The sequence below is a fragment of the Micromonospora sp. NPDC049580 genome (assembly GCF_040675595.1).
Classification (GTDB): Bacteria; Actinomycetota; Actinomycetes; order Mycobacteriales; family Micromonosporaceae; genus Micromonospora.
Window position 1 is genome coordinate 1 of sequence record NZ_JBFAPG010000073.1, and the last position, 18,300, is coordinate 18,300.

Consider the following 18,300-nt stretch of genomic DNA (forward strand, 5'->3'; position numbering starts at 1 on the left):
AGCTCGCCGGCTCGGCGGCGGGTGACTACGACGTCGACGGCGGCGTGACCAGCGCCCGGTCCCCGGCGGTGACCCTGCCGTCGTCCGGCACGCTGTCTTCACAGTCCTGGCTAGACAAGAAGAAGCCCCCTAGCGGCCGTTGGCCTGCTAGGGGGCTGTATGTGCGCCCGAAGGGACTCGAACCCCTAACCTTCTGATCCGTAGTCCGAAGTAGATATTAGTCTTCCCCAAATAGCACTCTATGCCAAATCGAGTCGGTCCGCAACCTCCCTGGTCCAACCCCGTCCAGCCACGTCCTTGCTGGTCCGGGCGCTGCGTGCGACTACCATCGCTACCCATCGATTAGCGCGAGGGCTCGCGATAGCTGATGAAATCCTGCTCCGTCCCGGTAAATCCACGCCCGTCCCCCGTCGCCCGAGCAGCCACCGAGCAGCCACGGATCTACCGCGGCGTTGGTCGACGTCAGCCAGCCGGCGGTAGGTGCCCGATCGATCGGCTCGTAGATCGACCGCTTCGACCTGAAGGGAAGGAGGTGTGCTCAAGGATCGACCCGTCGATCGAGACGAAGTGTTGAGCCAGTGCCGTCGCCTTGGTCTAGGTGCGCCTCCACAATCCGCCGCCGGATGACGGCGAATGGCTTCTGTCTTGGTTAAATGTCATCCGATGTCAGCTGCGATGCGGCCGAACGTCAATGCTGCTGAGGCGGGCGGAGGGCAAGATCGTCGCCATGCTTGTCACCTTGTCGCCCGGCGCCCACACCTCGCACGTGCTCGACCTGCTGTTCGGGGCCAAGACAACGATCGGGAACAACCACGGTGATCTGACCAAGTACCTGGACTGGGCGAACGAGAACGCCCGGGTCCTGCGCAACCAGATCCGGTCCACCGACATCGACCGACTGATCCTCACCCCGCGGTTCTGGCGCCTGGCCGAGTTCGGCGACCGCCGCGATCGGTTTACCCAGGATCTACTCAGCGCTGAGCTCACCGAACGGGCCGACGTGTGGGAACAGGCATGGTCAGCGCTCAAGGCCGAGATCGCCAGGTGGAGCTCCGACGCCTACGTGATCGTGGTGGACACCAGCGTCTTCATCCACCACCCCGATAAGATCCGTGACATCGCGTACGCGGATCTGCTCAACGTCGGATACGAGGAGATACGCCTCGTGGTGCCCCGGGTGGTGGTCGACGAGCTGGACCGGCTCAAAGAATCGGGCAACCAACAGAGCCGGTGGCGTGCCGCGCACACCCTCGGCGTACTAGACGAGCTGCTGGAGCAGCCGCGATCACGCGTGACTATCCGCGAGGCCGACAACCACAAAGAGGTCATCGAAGCCGGCGGTGTGCCCCACGACAAGGTCACCATCGAGGTGCTGTTCGACGACGCGCACCATGTGCGGCTGGCCGACGCCGACGACGAAATCATCGATCGGACACTCGCACTGCAGCCCTACACCCGAACGCTGCCCGTCCGGCTGCTGACCCTAGACACGAGCATGGCCCTACGCGCCCGGATGCTCGACGTACGAGTCCTCAAGCCCACCAAGGACATAGGCGACGAGCCAGCCAAGCCAGAGCCAAAGCCGACGGTAAAGACCAAGGCCGTGCCGGTCGGGTAGGCATCGCACGGTGTGGCGATGATTCCCAGTCGGGCTGGCCACCGCGCAGACCGCCCTGGCCACGGCCCGCGCCACCGGGGAAAATCGCAGGCGATGAGCAGCCTTGAAAAACTAGAACGGCGGATCACGGCGAGGGAGGTCGAGTTGGCGATCGTGTGGCAGGCGGCAGCGGCCCGCCCGGGCCCCTGGCCGCCGGCGCCGACCGCGACGTCGCGGAGTACCTCGCCGAACTCCGCGGCCACGCTCGCATGCTTGGTGCGCTCCGCTAGACCCAGATACAGCAGCCCAGAGTCTCAACAGGTCGACGTGAAGGTTGACAGCCTCACCACCAGCCGGCACGGTGACCCATGACCACCTACGGCGAATACAAAGGTCGCAAGCGGCTGACCGCCCGATACCGACAAGAGATCCGCAGCTACGGCACCCACGGCGACCCGACCGAAGCCATGATCGAAGCCGAGTCGACCGTCTTCGGCTACCTCGGCGACCCCGGCCTGCCGCACCACTACGCCGGCGTGTACTTCATCGCCAGCGACCCCTTCATCAAGATCGGCGAGGCCGCCGACCCGTACGAGCGGATGCGCCCCTTTCATGGCGGCAACCCCCACGGCCTGGAGTTGCTGCACGTCATCGCCAAAGACAGCAAGTACGCCCGCCAGCAACTGGAGCACGAACTCCACCTGCGCTTCGACCACCTGCGTCTCCCCGATCATCTCGAATGGTTCCAGAACCACCCCGAGCTGACGGGGTTCATCGGCTCCATCTGCTCCGAGAAGTGCTACCCGTGACCGGCGACCACGGCGCCACCCGCGCCGCTGACCGACCGGCTCGGCCGCGCCCACTCGACGCCGACCGCCCCGAGCAGGCCCCGCAGGAGCCGCAGCCCGCCCGCGCACGTCTTCGCTAGGTGAGACCGACACCAGACCAAGGGCGGCAAGGTCTCACAGCCGATAAGCGAGCGTGCTTCCCGGAGTCCCGCGACCGGGGCAAGGATTTCCTGCCTCGCTCGGCCCCCCACGTCCCATCGACAGATGTGGTATCAAGCGAGGCAGACCAGTGGCCTCGACTTCCCGAGCAGGCAGAACTTGAGGAGCGCAGCTTGATCGTCGTTGACGGCCGCACCGATTCGGAGAGGCTAGAACTCGGGCGCACCGGCCCTCGCACCGGACGGACCGGCCCTATGCCCGGACGGTCCCGCCTGCCGCGCCTCGCAGTTGGTCGAGGAACTCTTGGGTGGCCTTCGTGTGTGGGTGTTCCAGACCGAGGGCGATGGTCCGTCCGGTGAGTGTGTTCTGCAGCCACCCGACGGCGTCATCCAGGTAACCGGCGTACGCGAGCCACTCACCGAAGTTGTGCATACTGTTTAGCGTTGCTGAAGCATATTGGCCGAGAACACGTTCACTGTCATCGATTAGATCCATCCAGGCGTTTGCCGCCTCGTCCGCATCCATTTCGAGAGACACGCCGAGCAGATAGTTATTACGCGCGGTCAATGTTTGCGGATGGTCCGAGCCCATCACCCTCACGTGGTCGGCCCGCACGGTATCAAGCTCTTCGGCCGCTTCCCGGACCTCTCCGGCCGCTCGGAGTGCTTGGGCGAGATTGCTTCGAGTCGCGAGTGTGTCGGGATCGTCGGGGCCGAGCTTGGCCAGGCGCGTGTCGAGCACACGTCGCAGAAGTGGGATGGCCGCCCGCGGGTTACCGCATTCCATGATCCAGCGAGCGTGCGAACCCTGCGCGGTGAGGGTGTCCCGGTGGTCCGGGCCGGAAGCTTCGAACCGGTCGGCGGCCAGTTGGGCGAACATCGCACGGGCCTTCTCGTACTCCCCGACCTCCCCGTACATATCGGCAAGGTGCCCCCGTGTGTCGAGCGTGTGGATGTCTCGCGGCCCGAAAAGCCGCTCACAGTCGACCAAAATCTCCTTCATCTCCTGGGCGCCTCGGGCCAGGGCACCGGCGTTAGCTCGGCAGATGGCTAGGTTGGCGCGGGCCACGATGGTGCCAGGGTCATCGGGCCCCTTCTGGAGCTCGAAGTCGTCGACCAGTTCCTCATGAATGGAGATGGCGCTGACGAGATCTCCGGCTGCTGCCCGCCAACGGGCGGCAAGACCGCGGATCTCCAGAACTCTCGGGTGGGGCGGCAGATGCTGCATCACCGAGGCCAGCAGATCGTCGAAGTACTCGGCGGCACCCAGCGGATCTCCGCGTTCGCCTTGACGGACGCCGGCCAGGATCAGTACCGGGTGCACGACCGATCCGATGAGCTCGCCGTGGTCGTGACGCCGCAGCGCGTCGACGTTGGCCCGCATCGTCAGGGCGAGTTCCGAACTATGCCCGCCGTTGAGCCAGTACTCGAGCAGCAAATCAGCAGCCGCCCAGACCAGCGACGAACGACGTTCGACGTCGAGTTCCTCGCGGGTGACACGCTGCACGAGCGCATGGACCCGGACGATGTCACCGTCGTGGCGAAGCAGGCTCAGCCGGTGCAGCGTCAGCAGCCCGTCCTGAAGTGTGTCGATGTCGATCGACGTGAGGGCACCAGTAGTCCCGGCATCCGAGTGCACCGCGTAGGAAAGCCAATTCCGGGCAGCGTGCCCGGTCACGAGGCCGGCCAGGATGCTGTCGGAGTCCAGAACACTGAGCAACTCCATCAACGGTCGGGCGACGCCGGCCGGCGGAAGCCGATCTGCGACCTCCATCGATAGTGACCAAGTGGTCGCGACCGCGTGACGGTGCTCGTCGGGTAGCGCGTCCGGTTCGGGCAGCAGTTCGATCAGGCGCCTGCGTCGGTCCGCGAATCGGTGCCGGTACTGGCTGCACCGTAGCTGCCGATCAAGCATGAACGCCGCGGCCTGGGCAAGTGCGAGCGGCAGTCTTTGCAGGTCGTCGACAACGCCGTCGATGTCGTCAGCGAGTACATGGCGTTGCTGGAGTGCCGACCGCAAGTAATCGACTGCCTGTTCGGCGCTGAAGACATCTACGTCGACGATCCGTCGCTGGGATCCGGTAAGGGCGGCGTCACGACGTCTGGTCGTGACGGCGACTCTTCCGGCTGGTCCTCGCGGCCAGAGACCGCGTAGGTCGGCAGTCGTCTGCAGATCATCGAGGACGACAATCCAGCCATCCTGCGTGGTTGTCAGCCAGGCGAGAAACCGCTCGGCTGCCAGTTCGACACTGTCCTGCGGGCCGAGCACCTCACGCGCCGCCTCTGCGTAGGTCGCCAGTACCTGATCCCGAGACGTCGCGGTCACCCAGACGACGACGGCGGAGTCTGGGCCGTAGGCGCGGACGAAGTCAGCGGCGAGTTGTGTCTTACCGACGCCACCCAGACCCGTTAGGACAACTGTCTCCCCGGGGCGGACATCATCATGAAACCCGCCACGCGGCTGAAATGACGCCGCGAGGGCAGGCACGAGCCCGACGCGGCGTGGTACCGCAACCCGCCGTTCGTCCACAGGGCGCTGTGTCACCGCGACCGCTGGATCCAAGCCGTGCGGATCGGGAGAAAGCGCGCGCGTCAGGGTTTCGGTGAGGGCCTGGGCTGCCTCTTGGCCGCAGAAGCGTCCGACCCATGCCCGCCCGAAGAAGTCATCGACCAGACGCGGCTGGTCCTTCAGGAGCGTGGAGATTTCCTGCAGACCCCACGGGACGAAGGCAATCCTGAGCCCGGCCAACCGTTCGGTCTGCTCCCGGATCATGATGTCGAACTTCGTGTCCTGAAGATCGAAGGAGGTGGCGAAGTAAAAGGTCGCCGTCCGATCGGCCCATCCACCCTTCAACAGGTCATCGACAGCTTTCCTGATCTTGGCGGGGGTCAGCGACCTGACCCTGCGGGACTGCAGGGTGATGTAGTCACGCCCGCCATTCCCATCCGGAGTCAGGTCGATCGGGAGCCGGGCGTAGGCATCGATCCCCGCTTGGGCCTGCCCTCGAACGCCGAAAAGCTTGACGAACTGCAGCGGCTGGACCGTATCCAACAGCCTGACAAAAAGACGCTCGGCGTCATCCCACTGCAGGTCACCGATCGGCAGCATCTGAGCCCGGGTGTCAAGCGGTGGCGCTGGAAGGGGCCCTGCAGGGGCAGCGGCCCACGAAAGCGCCTCGGCCCGGTTTGCGACCTCCGCCTCGTCAGCGTGAACCATATCGGCCTTCCCTCGCCGCGACTTGCCGACGGCCCCGACTATGCCGGGTACCGATCACCCGCTGCCAACCTGTCGCATCAAGCCCGGAAACAACACCTTGGTGACCCCTGCCCGATACCGCGTCCGCAGGTGCCGTCCTCGCCGTCCAGCATTCCTACGTGTGACCCCTCAGTAGATCAACCTAAGCCCGCTGGGCCGCGAGTTGCCGGATAGCGGTTGGGTCGGATTCGGCCACGTATCGATAGCTTTGCGGTGGATGGAACGCTCGACTGCTTCTCAGGTCGTTGAGTGGCAGGGGGGTGCCCAGGGGTGATGCCTTGGTCAGGAAGAGCAGGCAGGCTGTCTCAGTCCCGGTCAAATAGTCATCGAACTCGCGTCGGTTGATGCCCATCGCGTGTCCATGGCTACTCCAGGCGTCCTGCACGCTGAGCGTCTCGGACCGTTCAAGCTGCGCGGTTCCCACGACGGCCATCACCGGCGAGCTGGCGTACAGGACCACAGGAGATCCTTCGCGGGCGGCGACTCTGCGGCGGCGTACCTCGACTGTCTTGTGTCCGGAAAGGATCGCCTCGGCGTACCGCGGGCGTAGGGACAGTAGTAAGGCTGGTGGCTCTTCACGCATGCTGATCGAAGCCTTCCCGGTAAAGTTGAGCGAACATTTCAGGTTCGATCTTGCGTGGTGAAAGTGGGTAGAGCAGGCCGGTTCGTGATCCGCTGAGGGCCTTCAGTCGCGGTAGCGGTACGGGGTGAGGGAAGATTTCGGTGTTGGTGACGCGCAGGGCTTGGCGTCGTTGGCTTTCCCCGGTGCCTTGGATTTGCGACAGTTCCCAGACGCCGAGGTGTTGGAAGCGGTCGTGCAGGTCTGCGGGTGTGCCGATGACGTCCAGCTCTAGCTGGGAGCAGCCGATGATGCCGGGTGCGGCTGGCGTGTTGCCGCTCATGTACCACATGATGCGGGCGGGTGCGGCGGGGCCGCCTGTGGCGGCGCGGTAGTAGACGTGTTCGCGGCTGAGGCCGAGGTCTTCGCGCCATAGTGGTGTGGGTACGCCGAACAGCTGGTTGGACCACCGCTGCTGGATCGACACGACGTAGGTGGGCAGGGCGGTGTCGATGATTTTCGCTGGCCACCAGTTGCGCTCGAGTTGAGCGACGACGGCGGCGGGCATAGTGGATCTTAACGGGGTTGGCTCGGGTAAGTCGAGATGTCGCGCTACCGCGCTGGCGTCCCGTTCGACGTCGGCTGCGGTGCCGCAGGTGTCGATCACGAACGCTATCCATCTGCCGTTGATCTGTTGGAAGCCGTCGTCGAGCAGTGCGCGTTGCGTCCCAGGTGACATATGAGGGTCGTCGATGACGATCGCGGCGAGCTTGCTGGCGCGGCACTGGTTGCGCAGGATCAGCAACAATTGACGAGCCATGGTGTCGGCCAGAGGCTGGTTGGCCACGCGCAGCAGCGGCACCGTGAGCGCGAAGCCGTGCTGGCCGGTTACATAGAGAGCGGCGACGTCCCCGTCTGGGGTGATCACGGCATGACGCTGGGTGCGCGCGACGGCGAGGGCATGAACGTGGCGGAGGAACTCCTTGCGGCTCTCGCCGCTGACGGTCGCGGCCAGGTGCTCGACAGCCTGGTCTTGCTCCGATCCCAGGGCCTTGATTTGGTAGCCGGTGCCGAGCAACGCCACGGGTTGGTATGCCTCGGCTCGTGTCAGTTCGTCGAGGTGCACGACGACATCGGCGGGCTCGAGGATGCGCAACCCCAGGGCTCGGGCTGGCTTCCTCAGGACGCTGATTAGCCGAGTGTCGTGCGTGACGAAGACGCCGACCTTCGCCGCCGCGGCCGAGGCGACGTGGCGTAGGTCGTATTCATCGCGTCGCCCAGCGGGATACGGGCTGTGCTCGGCGTCGACGCGGTCCAGGAGAGACTTCTGGGCGGCCTTGACGGCTTGTGAGACAGGCGCCGCAGGTGTGCACCTGCTCATCACCTCCTCGCAGGCGTCTCTTGTCGCGCCGGGATCCAGATCGGAGATCTCCCGGCGGACCGAGGCGGTGACCACCAACTCGAGTTGGTCGGTGAGGTGATCGGCGAGCAGCGCCAGGGATTCACTGGCGCCTGGTCGGCTCTGCGCCGGTCCCAGGTCACGGATGATGTTGTTGTCCAGGGCGGCTCGCAGCAAAGGCGGATCCTGCCGTGAGAACAGATCCGGGTGCCCGTGGTCACGCCACCAGACGTCGAGAAGGTGGCCGGTGTGGCTTCGCCCCCGCACCTGTGATCTCTTATGAAATCCAAGATCGATCCACAGCTTGTCGATCCCGTAGTCCTGCCGGCACTTGACACTGATGCCGGCCAGATCAGAATGCTTCGCCGAGAGGTGCTCCACGAACATGGCCGCGATCCCACCGCGGCGATGCTCCGGGCTCACGCACAGATAGGCGAGGCGCACTCGCTGGTAGGCGATGCCGTAGAGCGCGAACCCGATCACTCTGCCGTCTTGTTTGGCCACCAGCAGGTGCCCATGCCCGGCCGCTTGCTCATAGGCCCCACGCATCTGCATACCGAGTCGAGCCTTGAACTGACAACCGAGCTCGAACGCCTGCGAGACCGCGTCGCTGTCGTCAGGTCGCACCGTCTCTAGCTGGACAGGTCTGGGCGAGGTCGAAGTCGACATGCACGCAGTGTGCCGGCCCGGTCGCTCCCACGACATCGTCCGCGTGTCTTAAAGATCGACACTCAACTGACTGGCAAACCGTGATCGATGCCGGAACTCAGACCGCAAGAATAGGTGGCGAGGTGTGCGAGGTGTGGAGGCGAGGGGTTACCGGGACTTGCTGATCAAGTGCCTTGGGCAGTTGTCACGGACATCGTCGCGGACGACCGACAGGTCTGCTCGCTCGGCCGCCTCCGCCACCTTGCGGTGCTGCTGACGGATCCCGCCGCCGTCGGTCTGAATGATGAGCGGCCACGAAGGCACCTCTCGGAGTATGGCCACGGCCGTCGCAGATCGAGGTCCATCTTCTGCGGCTTGCGCAGCCAGCCAATCTGCCTTCCAGGCGCACGCCGCCCACGCAGCGTAGGTTCCACGGACGGCAGTCACCGGTATCACCGCCGGTTCGCTTCCAAGCCCAGAGACGAATTCGTCAATGTCAGGAGCAAACGAGTAGCCCGGCGGTACCGGCACCTCTGTCGGACGCAACTCCTGCACCACCTCGCGGAAGTCGCCGCCGTCGGTACGTAGGTACTCGCTCGTATCGTTCTCCGTGTACCCCGGGCGGCCATACTCACCGGTGTGCGCAGGGGTGGCGTCACCGAAGGCCGTGGTGGGGGTGATCAAGAGCGCCGCGAGTACCCCCGCAGTAGTGGCGGCTATCCACGGCCAGCGCCATGCCGCCCCGTGGCGGATTCGATCCGTGAATCTCGCATCCATGTTCCGCCTTGTCACGTATCCTCCTCATTCGCCGCTGACCGATGCAACACCCTCGCTAGGAAATGCCCGGCATTACCCGGTGTGAGACTGACTAACCCAAGCGCCGTCGCACCTGGGGAACGACGAGCCGGCGGATGGCGGCAGCTTGCCTGCGGTACGCCCGACTGGCCGGTGCCCCTGCCCCACCCACGGCCATTACCGTCCTCGGTCAAAGCTGTGCGCTTCGAGGGCGCGAGTTAGCTGGTGGAGAACGAAGGGCGATGGAAGCCGTTCCTGCTCGAGGCGCAGGTAGGTGCCGTGCTCCGTAGTGAGTCCCGCCAGGGCAGCGGCTTCGATGTCGGTGAGGTTGGATTCCGGCGGGTCGGCTCGGGTCTCGTCCTTGATGGCGAGGGCTTGGTGTTCTTCGAGCGTGGCCGGGTCCATGAGGATGGACATGAGGCGTGGCAGCTGGGAGCGCGCCCGTGACAGTAGGGTCATTCCAGCTCGGTCGAGGTCTCCCCAGTAGAAATGACGGGCGCCTTGCAGCCAGTCGATCTCGTTAAGGACGCTGAGATGGTTGCCGAGCGAGTGGATGACCACGGTCCGTGGTTGATCGGGGACGAGGTAAGCGGATTCCTTGTTCTCGACGATCATGACCTTCTCAGGGCGGAGGGGTAGCGCGTTAACCTCCGGCAGTGGTGCGCGGAGGTGCCGTAGGCCGCCCACCAGCGCACGGTCGGCGGGATCGGCCAGGATCACATCGACATGCACGGGCAGGGCCTTGAGGCCGAGCGGATCCAGGTCGTGTTGCTCCAGTTCCTCGTGCGGTTGATCAGTGCTGCCGCCTGGCGAAGGGGTGATGTTGAGGCAGGCCAGGACGAGCCGGCGGTTGCGGGCCAGCCACTTGGTGTGCATACCCAGGACGGGCACCTGCCGGATGGTCAGTCCGGACCTCGGGTGCTCGGTGAACCAGACGGCGGACCTGAGCAGAATCTCGAAGTCGGCGTTGTCCAGGTCGACGATCTGCTGCAGGTGGGGGCGTAGCCGCTCGGTGGCCACGCCACCGGGCAGGGCGATGAGATGCATCCACCTGGCCTTCGCCCGCAACCAGTGGTCGGCGAGGCCATGATCGAGGGCTACAAGGTCGTCGATCGTGGGGAGGTCCAGGTGGGTGAATACTTCTTGGGTGCCTACGACGGTGTGGCGGGTGACGGTGCGTAGCCGGATGACGGGCTGTGTCTCCGACCAGGTCCGCCATGCGCGCAGCCATTGGCCGACTGCGTCGTAGTTGCGGGCGATCGCATCCGCTGACGGTGCGGCGAGGGGGAACGAGAAATGTGCGTCGTCGCCGTGCAGCAGCCAGTCGCGCCAGTTCTCGCGGTACCGGACGCGGACTTGGTCGAAGATCAGGTCGGGGTTTCGCATCACGTCTGCTCCTGCTCGATGCGCAGTGCCTCCTGCATCGTCATGGGGTAGATGCGGACTCGTGTGGGGTCATCAACGTCGATGTTGATGTAGGCGACGGATTCCACGTAGTCCTCGAAGGCGGTCGCCTTTTCGCGGGGCGCGCCGACGATCAGTTGGAAGCCGAGGGCCTGCAGCGCGGAGAGGGCTCGGCCGGTGTAGTCGCTGTCGGCTTTGACGAATCCTTCGTCGAGGATGACCGACGCGTAGGTGGGTGGGCCGTCGTGGCCTTCGCCGAGGCGGAACCGCAGGGCGGCGCCGAGGATGAACGCGATCAGTTCCTGTCCTTCGCCGCCGCTCATGCCGGAGACGCCGTCGTGGACGACCTTGACTCCGTCGGGGCGGGTTTCGATGGCTTGGAACTCGACGTGCTCGCGGGCGTCGAAGACTCGCCGGCGCCAGGCTTCTCCGGCTCTTGAGGGGTCATCGAGTTTGGCCAGGTGTTTGCGTAGCCGGGTGAAGGACTTCTCTACTTGGTCGGCCTCGCGTTGTGCGTCCTGTCCGACGGTGTTGCTGGTGTAGCGGGTGATGATCTGGCGGAAGTCCTTCAGGTCGCTGCTTGGTCGCTCGATCGGTTCGATGCTCAGCGTGGCGTTCGCGCGGAACCGCACGTGGCGCAGCACGTCGTTGATGGGGTTCAGCCCGCGCTTGATCGTTCGCGCGTCGTCGTCGATCTGCACGAGCAGGCCGCGTAGCTGCCGGTTCATGTCGTCGTCGACCTTCGCCAGCCACGCGTGCTTCGCCCGCGGCAGGTCGTCGGTGACAAGTTGCTCGTAGATCGCCAACACTGACGGCAGAGACTCGATGGTGCCATCAACTTCGCGCGCGGTGCGATCATCCAGATTCCGGTAGGCGGCGATATGGCCCACCACGGCGGTCTCGAGTTTTTCCCGGTCGTCCTTGTGTCGGTCGATCTGCTTGCGGAGATCGTCGATCGCTGCCCTCAGGCTCGCGGTAACCCCTGTGGCGTCGGTCGGCGCGGCGAAGGGGGTGGCGGCGAGCGCGGCACGCTCGTCGGCGCTCAGTGGTTGCTCGGCATCCACGAGGTCCTTGGCGTCGTCCACGGCCGAGACCAGGTCGCCCCATTGCTTGTCCAGCCCCTTCTGCTCCTCGTGAAGCCTTTGCACCTCACGGCTGGCGGCGACCGCCGCCTCGCGCTGCTTCTGCAATAACTCCGTCAGGTGCGTGACTTCGGGTGAGTTGGCCTGCGCGAGCTGGGCTTCGAGTTCTTCTATCCGCTGTTGGGCGCCTGACGAGTCGATCCGGTCCCAGGTCAGGTCGGCGCGGATCGCCTGCAGTTCTTCCAATCGCGCGCGGGTCGTATTGCGCTGTGTGTCGGCCTCTTCCGCCGCCACGGCGGCGGCCCGTAGTTCTCGCCGGGTCGATTCGAGCTCGTCGCTCAGTTCCTGCAGCAGCCGGCGGGTGTCCCAACCGAGCCAGGGGTAGCGCAGGCGGCGGTCGTCCTTGGTGAACCGCTGCCGGGAGCCGGTACGCATACCGGCCGGGGTGATCGATCCGCGCGCCCATCCCGGGTGACGGTTGTCCAGCTCCGCGTCCGTCTCCACGCAGTGGTAGTTCACGGTCTCGTTCATTTCAGTCGCAAGCCAGCCATGGAACGGGTGCTCGGCGATGTCGAGCAGCGCCGGAACGCTGCCGTCCGTCGGGGCGGGGCTTGGTGTCCCGGAAAGGGCAGGGGCGAGGGTGACCGACCCGCGCATGTCGTGGTCGTGCACATACCGGCGCACGCGCGCGAAATCAACGCTGTCGACGAGGAGGGTGCTCGACAACGGCAGCACCAGGCCGACGACCGCCTTCTCCCACCGACGGTGTTCGGGTTTGAGCTGTAGCAGCTCGCCGGCGTAGCGAAGCCGGTTGGTGTCGATGCCGAGGTCGGAGGCGATCCGGTTGCGGCGCGTGTCGGCTTCTTCGGGGATGAGGCTGCGTCGTGCCTTCAGCCCGGTGATCTCCCGCTCTTGGGTTGCGGCGTCCTGGCGGAGCTGCCACAGCCGTCCGGCAGCCTTGCTGGCTTTCTCGGCGGCGCGTTGCCCCGCCTTCTCCTCCTGCGCGGCGAGGTCGTCGAGACTGGCGTGTGTGAGAGTCACATCGCCCGCGGACGAGGGCAGGGACATCTTGAACACGGACAGGCGGTTGCCGAACCGAAGCCGCTCTGCCTCCACCCGCTGAAGGTTCTCCCTGACATGTTCGAGCTGCAGTTTGACCATTTCCGATCGGTCACCGCCGGCCGCGACGAGCTGAGCGATCGTGTCCTTCTCGCGCTGGTCGGCGGCGTTGGCAGCCTTGACGGCGCCGGCGTGCTTCTCGTCTATGGCCGCCTTGGCGAGGCGGTTGTCGTCGATGGTGTTCTCGGCCCATCCGGTGATCTTCTCCGCATGCCAGACATGAAGCCGTGTGGGGCCATCGCCGTCACCCCTGAGCAGCACGGCCTTCGCTACGTAGTCAGCGCCGGCGGCGAGGTACTTCTCGGCGATCACCGGCAGCGGGGCCAGTGCGTCGGTGCGGCGCCGCGCTGTCTCGAACTCCTCATACAGTCGAGATGCCTCTCGGTAAGCCTGTAGGGCGATGTCCCAGCGGGTCAGCGCGAGCGGTTCGGTGAGGACGAACTCTTTGAACAGGGCGTTGATGGAGAAGATGCCCTTGGATGCTTGGGCTCGTCGCAGTAGCTGCATGGCCAGGCGTTGCGAGTCGTCGGTGGCTCCCATCCCCATGACTGTGCGCATTTTTGCGTGCACACGCGCTTGCGAGGAGTCCACGACGTCGCCCCGCTTCTGGTCGATGAGACGTTCCAGGGAGGTTTTCGACAGCGGGGAGGCCCCCTGACGGATGGCGGTGATGCCGCGGAGCTGTGTCAGGTCGAAGTGGTCGTTGATGAAGCCGTAGACGGTGGCACCGTTGATCCCTTCTGGTCCGTCGGCGTCCGAGCCGACCCACGCCAGGCGGAACGATGTGGCGCGTCGCCCGTCGCGGGTCTCCCAGGTGATCGCCGCGCCGCAGGGGAATCCTGGCCCGCCGGGCGGTCGCAGGTAGTTCGTTGTTGCGGAGCGCCGGTTGTCGTCCCGCCTCTGGTCGGTGTGACCGCGCGCGTAGGAATAGACGGTCCGTTCCCGCTTCTTGCCGCGGTCGTCGCGAGCGGCCTGGTTGAACTCCTGTGGGTTCGGCAGGATCACCGAGGCCACGGCGTCCAGCAGGGTGGATTTGCCGCGCCCGGACGGGCCGACGATCGCGGTGCCCGAGCGTGCCACGGTCATGGTCTGCAGTCCGGAGTACGCGCCCCAGTTGAGGATTTGCACCGTGCTGATGCGAAACTGCCCCGCGTCTTGCCCGTCGGGAACAACCACTGAGGCGAGGTCTTCCTCAATCGGTTCCGCCGCCGCGTGGAGTGTCGTCATGCGAGGTCCTCGCCTGTCTCGTTGTTCTCGGACTCGTCAGTCCCACCCGCTGCCCTTGCCGCTTGGAGGAAGTGCCGTTCCATGCGCATCATCTCGTCGGCGCCGATCAGCGGCACGATGGCCGGCGAGACGGTGAACAGGTAGTCCGCGTCCGGGTCTGACGTCAGCAGCTTCAACTCGGCCACCGCGCGGATGGCAGCGTCCACGCGGCGCTCGAACTTGGCCTCGTCGCCGTCGCCGTCTTCGCGGAACGGGCGCAGGAATTCCGCTACCTGGGCCGTGGTGATCACGACCGGGTCGTCGGTTGCGTCGGTGTATGCGTGTTCCTTGCGCAGATGTATGAGCAGCAGGGACGCGTCACGGTGAAGCGGTTTGTCGCGGCGCAGCACCTTCGGAGCATCCTCGGCCGGGTCCTGCCGCTTGAACGCCACCTCATAGTCCTTGTCGACGATGAGGAGCAGGTACATGTCGGCGAGACGCTCACGGATCTCGTTCTCGTACGCCAGCAGCGCCTCCCACGCCGACCGGTTGCGCGAGCGGGTGATGAATCTGTTGGTTAACAGAGTCGCCAGCGCCCGTCGCGCCGGGGCTGGCAGGCGCGACCCGTCTGGGCTGTCCGGATCGTCGCCGTCGAAGCCGTACTCGTCCAGGTCGTCGCTGGGTGTTGAGTCCTCATCGAGGACGTCGATGCGATCGCTCACGGCATCTCCTTCGTGGGCACGGGGGCATCGAAGACGAGGTGAGGCAGCGCGGCCATGAGGGTGGTCGCCCGGTCTCCGGACAGCCGTACCGTCTCGACGAGGTCCGTATCGACCTGTCCGTGCAGGACTGCAAGATCCAGCAGGCTCACCAGGGTGCCCAAGCGCTGAAACTCTTCCGCGGTGGCATCGAATACCTCAGCGCCGGTCACCACCGGCCGGCCGACGAGCAGCGTGTTGATGGTTCGTCCCACGGCACGCGGGCTGGTTCCGGCCGCCAACCGAAGGGCAGCCCGGTCCTCCGTCGGTAGAGTCCTGCGCTGTTCGGTGACCTCAACGATGACCTCCTGCGGGCCGTGGTCGCGCCACAGCTGAGTCTGAGAGATGTCGATGACGGCGTGTGGACCCACGCCGAGCACGTCCTGCGGGACATACCGCTGCCCCCGTTCGGCCTGCACCCAAGCGGTACCGGCGTACAAGGCGCGATCAGCGAGGCTGAGCAGCCGCTGGTGGCGACCGTGAGCCACACGCGTGAGGAAGCGGCGCAGCGATGCAGACCAGCGCACGTAGCTGTTCTGCGCGTCGAGTTCCGCGGCGAGCAAAGTCGAGAGCATGCCGTCGAGTTCTTCACGCTGCGCGGCAGTCACATGCTCGCGCGCGAATCCCTGCGCGAGGATCTGGTCGATGTCGGCACGGAGCTGCTCGGTTTGCCGGGACGACAGCAGCCGGGAAAACCCGAGGTATGCCGTGCCCTGACTCGTCTTCGACAACAGATCGTTCTCGCGAAGGTAGTCCTCCACGAGGTCCGCCTTGCGCGGTCCCTGGACCATTGCCCGTCGCGCCACCTCCTGGTGACGGTCTTCCACCATGGTGCGCAACTGCCGAAAGTCGGCTGGCAGAGACCGCGTCATGGCAAGAATCTCGAGCAGTTGCTGCTTCATCTCCTCCACCGTCGCCAGCCGCACCCGACCGGAGGCGACGTCCTCGCGTCTCTTACGCAGCCCGGCGATCTGCTGGTCAATGCGCCGCACTTGGACGCCCCGGTCCGGGTTGGTCATGTCGGCCAGGAGCCGCACCGCGTTCGAGATGGAGCCAAGGCGGGCGCCGCTGACGGTCGTCTCACCTTCGACGAGCTCACGGACGAACCGCAGCACTCGCAGGGAGTAGGGCGACAGGCGGTACCTCAGACGTCCGTTGAGCGTCTCCGTCTCCAGCCAGCGCTTCTCGATCCAGTCCCGGCAGTGATCGGCCGGCGTGACAGTGCCCTGCCACTCGGGGATCTTCTCGCGCGCCTCGGAAACTCGTTCGTGGAACCACTCGGCGGAAACCGACCCGTCAACCTGTTCGAGGTGCTCGGCGAACAGAGGCAGCACCCACTCTCTCGAGTACGCCTTGAGCAGCGTCAGGGTCGGGTTCAAGTCCAGCGCAGCCCTGATCCGTTCGCCTGTGATTTTCATAGCCGCCAATCACGTCGCAACGCATGCCCGCACTGCTGAGTGTGCCGCACCCTACTGACACAAATGGCGTGCGACGCGGCCAATCAAACGCCAGCAGGGTCGCCGGGCCGGCATCTGCGACGTACCCGGGCCGAGCGGCCACTGCAGACACCAGGGGTCTTCCAGCACTGACGCTGGGAGGCCCATGTGCTGTTCAGGCAGGCCATCATTTTGCGCACCGGGCCGCGATTGGCTCTCATCGAGTATCGGCAGCGAGGCGGCCACGGCCTACGGCTGCGACCCGGACTTCGCCAGAACGATCCGCCGAATCACCTTCCGGCATCGAGTCAAGTCGAACAATCGTTCTAACGTTGGTGTGCGTGATCGATGATCGGCTTACACCGTCGCGCCGGTGACCTCAACTTGACTCTCTCGGCAAATCGATCAAATGGCGTGGCCCCTGACCGGTCATTGGCGTCGGCCACGTTTCACCTCATTCCATTCTTACTCGACGGATGCCGAATATTTCGGGTTGAAGCCCTCATTCGCTACCTGCGGTTTCGTGACGATGAGCCCTGAGCAGATCAGAGGGGGAGATCATGAACAGTCAGGGTGTCATCGTGAAGCGGTGTCGGTGTGTGGACCCGGTGACCAGCCGGCGGCGGGGCACGTCGTGTCCGCGCCTGACCGAGCGCGGGCACGGCAGCTGGTACTTCCACTGCTCAACCCGCAACCTGCTCGGGCAGACCGAGCGGATTCGCCGGGGTGGCTATGCGTCGGAGGCGGCGGCGCGCACGGCGCGTGACGAGTTGCTGGCGTTGTCCCGGGAGGAGCAGGCCGGCCGGTCCTGGACCGTCACCCGCTGGTTGCGGTACTGGCTGTCGACCAGGACCCGGATCCGGCCGACGACGCGAATGCACTACAGCCACGACGTCGAGCGGTTCCTCATCCCGCACATCGGCCAGCTGATCCTCGGTGACCTGAACACGCGGCAGCTCGCCGCGGCGTTCGCCCAAATCGCGACCACCCGCAACCGGTCCGGGCAACCGCAGAGCCCGTGCACCTTGCAGCACATCCACACGACTCTGCGGGCGGCGCTGACCGGCGCTGTCCGCGAGGGTCTGCTCGTCACCAATCCGGCCCGCCACCTGGAGCTACCCGCGCGCCCCCGTCCCCAGGCCCAAGTGTGGACCGAGGCCCGCGTCGCCGAGTGGAGGGCCACCGGTGAGCGGCCCACCGTCGCGGTATGGACACCCACACAGCTCGCCGCTTTCCTGGACTACGTCCGCGACGACGGCTTGTTCGCCCTGTGGTGGCTGATCGCCCTGCGGGGTCTGCGCCGCGGAGAGGCCGCCGGACTGCGCTGGAGCGAGGTCGACCTGCACGCGGGCCAGGTGTCGGTGGTGCGGCAGCGCACCACCGCCGGCTACGACGTGCACGAGGGGCCACCGAAGTCCGCGACCAGCCCCCGCAGTGTGGCCTTGGACCAGCACACCGTGCGGGTGTTGCGCCAGCACCGCGAGCGGCAAACCCAGCGGCGCGACCTGCGGGCCACGGCCGGGAAGGTGTGGCACGACAGCGGTTACGTGTTCACCGGACCCGACGGGATGCCGATTCACCCGGGCTATCTCACCCAGCGGATGCGGCTGTTGGTTGACCGGGCTGGGCTGCCGCCGATCCGGCTGCACGATCTGCGGCACGGCGCGGCGACGCTGGCGCGGGAGGCCGGCGCCGATCTCAAAGCGGTGCAGGACCAGCTCGGGCACGCCACCATCCAACTGACGGCGGACATCTACACCAGCGTCCTGCCCGAGTCTCAGCGCGCGGCCGCGGAAGCCACCGCGCGTCTGGTCCTTGACGCTGCCAAACCTGGCGAGGAGGTCCGGCGCCAGCTCGGCCGCAATCCGGAGCCGCCGCAGGATCGCCACGTCGAGGCGGGGCCGGCGACGGCGGCGCCTGCCTGCCGCCCTCGGTGGAAGCCGTCCTCGGCGACGAGAGGCGCGAAGCTTCGGTCCTCGGCAGGCCGGCGGACCGGTCGGGGGCGCAAATCCCGCTGACACGTGTCGTCGGTGGAGATCCGCCTCGGCCCGACGGGCGCGCAACCGGTCGAGCAGGTCCGCGCGCGAGCGGCCAC

General features: G+C 65.9%; 12 protein-coding genes. 4 read left to right on the top strand and 8 right to left on the bottom strand.

The window, feature by feature from the left end; genetic code table 11:
• The 3 genes from AB0J68_RS09290 to AB0J68_RS09300 form a co-directional block, all read left to right on the top strand.
• The coding region (locus AB0J68_RS09290) for a hypothetical protein (RefSeq protein ID WP_363937462.1) at positions 1 to 197 on the top strand (197 nt) is incomplete at its 5' end.
• A gap of 494 nt (positions 198 to 691) precedes the next feature.
• Positions 692 to 1,618 carry a PIN domain-containing protein gene (locus tag AB0J68_RS09295; RefSeq protein WP_363937437.1) on the top strand — a complete coding sequence of 309 codons (927 nt, stop codon included), beginning with the start codon at positions 692 to 694 and terminating at the stop codon, positions 1,616 to 1,618.
• A gap of 347 nt (positions 1,619 to 1,965) precedes the next feature.
• Positions 1,966 to 2,406, top strand: coding sequence for a GIY-YIG nuclease family protein (locus AB0J68_RS09300; protein ID WP_363937438.1), 441 nt, complete (start codon positions 1,966 to 1,968; stop codon positions 2,404 to 2,406).
• Between the two features lie 390 nt (positions 2,407 to 2,796).
• Here the strand turns inward: AB0J68_RS09300 and AB0J68_RS09305 are convergent, their stop codons facing one another.
• From AB0J68_RS09305 to AB0J68_RS09340, 8 genes are all read right to left on the bottom strand, one after another.
• Positions 2,797 to 5,652: a tetratricopeptide repeat protein gene (locus tag AB0J68_RS09305; protein WP_363937441.1), complete on the bottom strand. Its 2,856-nt coding sequence runs from the start codon at positions 5,650 to 5,652 to the stop codon at positions 2,797 to 2,799.
• Between the two features lie 289 nt (positions 5,653 to 5,941).
• Complete coding sequence (locus AB0J68_RS09310) at positions 5,942 to 6,259, bottom strand: hypothetical protein (protein WP_363937444.1); 318 nt, start codon at positions 6,257 to 6,259, stop codon at positions 5,942 to 5,944.
• 115 nt (positions 6,260 to 6,374) lie between these two features.
• Entirely contained in the window at positions 6,375 to 8,426 is a 2,052-nt protein-coding gene (locus AB0J68_RS09315) for a GNAT family N-acetyltransferase (protein WP_363937445.1), read from the bottom strand.
• A gap of 147 nt (positions 8,427 to 8,573) precedes the next feature.
• Positions 8,574 to 9,197, bottom strand: coding sequence for a hypothetical protein (locus AB0J68_RS09320; RefSeq protein ID WP_363937448.1), 624 nt, complete (start codon positions 9,195 to 9,197; stop codon positions 8,574 to 8,576).
• A gap of 180 nt (positions 9,198 to 9,377) precedes the next feature.
• A complete protein-coding gene (locus AB0J68_RS09325; RefSeq protein WP_363937450.1) occupies positions 9,378 to 10,586 on the bottom strand; it encodes a Wadjet anti-phage system protein JetD domain-containing protein in 1,209 nt (402 codons plus the stop codon).
• The gene (locus AB0J68_RS09330) at positions 10,586 to 14,032 is read right to left on the bottom strand and encodes an SbcC/MukB-like Walker B domain-containing protein (RefSeq protein WP_363937453.1); all 3,447 of its coding nucleotides are present in this window, start codon (positions 14,030 to 14,032) and stop codon (positions 10,586 to 10,588) included. Before AB0J68_RS09330 ends, AB0J68_RS09325 begins: the two co-directional genes overlap by 1 nt.
• Positions 14,029 to 14,733 (bottom strand): DUF4194 domain-containing protein, encoded by a 705-nt coding sequence (locus AB0J68_RS09335; RefSeq protein ID WP_363937455.1) that lies wholly within the window; start codon positions 14,731 to 14,733, stop codon positions 14,029 to 14,031. Before AB0J68_RS09335 ends, AB0J68_RS09330 begins: the two co-directional genes overlap by 4 nt.
• Positions 14,730 to 16,187, bottom strand: a complete 1,458-nt coding sequence (locus tag AB0J68_RS09340; protein ID WP_363937457.1) for a DUF3375 family protein — start codon at positions 16,185 to 16,187, stop codon at positions 14,730 to 14,732. The genes AB0J68_RS09335 and AB0J68_RS09340 overlap by 4 nt, the downstream gene beginning before the upstream one ends.
• 578 nt (positions 16,188 to 16,765) lie before the next feature.
• Here AB0J68_RS09340 and AB0J68_RS09345 point away from each other — a divergent pair.
• Positions 16,766 to 18,223: a tyrosine-type recombinase/integrase gene (locus AB0J68_RS09345; RefSeq protein WP_363937459.1), complete on the top strand. Its 1,458-nt coding sequence runs from the start codon at positions 16,766 to 16,768 to the stop codon at positions 18,221 to 18,223.
• Positions 18,224 to 18,300 lie beyond the last annotated feature (77 nt).

Excerpts from the sequence above, each read along its gene's own strand:
- AB0J68_RS09295 (WP_363937437.1), top strand. The coding sequence starts at position 692 with ATGCTGCTGAGGCGGGCGGAGGGCAAGATCGTCGCCATGCTTGTCACC.
- AB0J68_RS09300 (WP_363937438.1), top strand. The coding sequence starts at position 1,966 with ATGACCACCTACGGCGAATACAAAGGTCGCAAGCGGCTGACCGCCCGA.
- AB0J68_RS09305 (WP_363937441.1), bottom strand. The coding sequence starts at position 5,652 with ATGCTGCCGATCGGTGACCTGCAGTGGGATGACGCCGAGCGTCTTTTT.
- AB0J68_RS09315 (WP_363937445.1), bottom strand. The coding sequence starts at position 8,426 with ATGTCGACTTCGACCTCGCCCAGACCTGTCCAGCTAGAGACGGTGCGA.
- AB0J68_RS09325 (WP_363937450.1), bottom strand. The coding sequence starts at position 10,586 with ATGCGAAACCCCGACCTGATCTTCGACCAAGTCCGCGTCCGGTACCGC.
- AB0J68_RS09330 (WP_363937453.1), bottom strand. The coding sequence starts at position 14,032 with ATGACGACACTCCACGCGGCGGCGGAACCGATTGAGGAAGACCTCGCC.
- AB0J68_RS09340 (WP_363937457.1), bottom strand. The coding sequence starts at position 16,187 with ATGAAAATCACAGGCGAACGGATCAGGGCTGCGCTGGACTTGAACCCG.
- AB0J68_RS09345 (WP_363937459.1), top strand. The coding sequence starts at position 16,766 with ATGAACAGTCAGGGTGTCATCGTGAAGCGGTGTCGGTGTGTGGACCCG.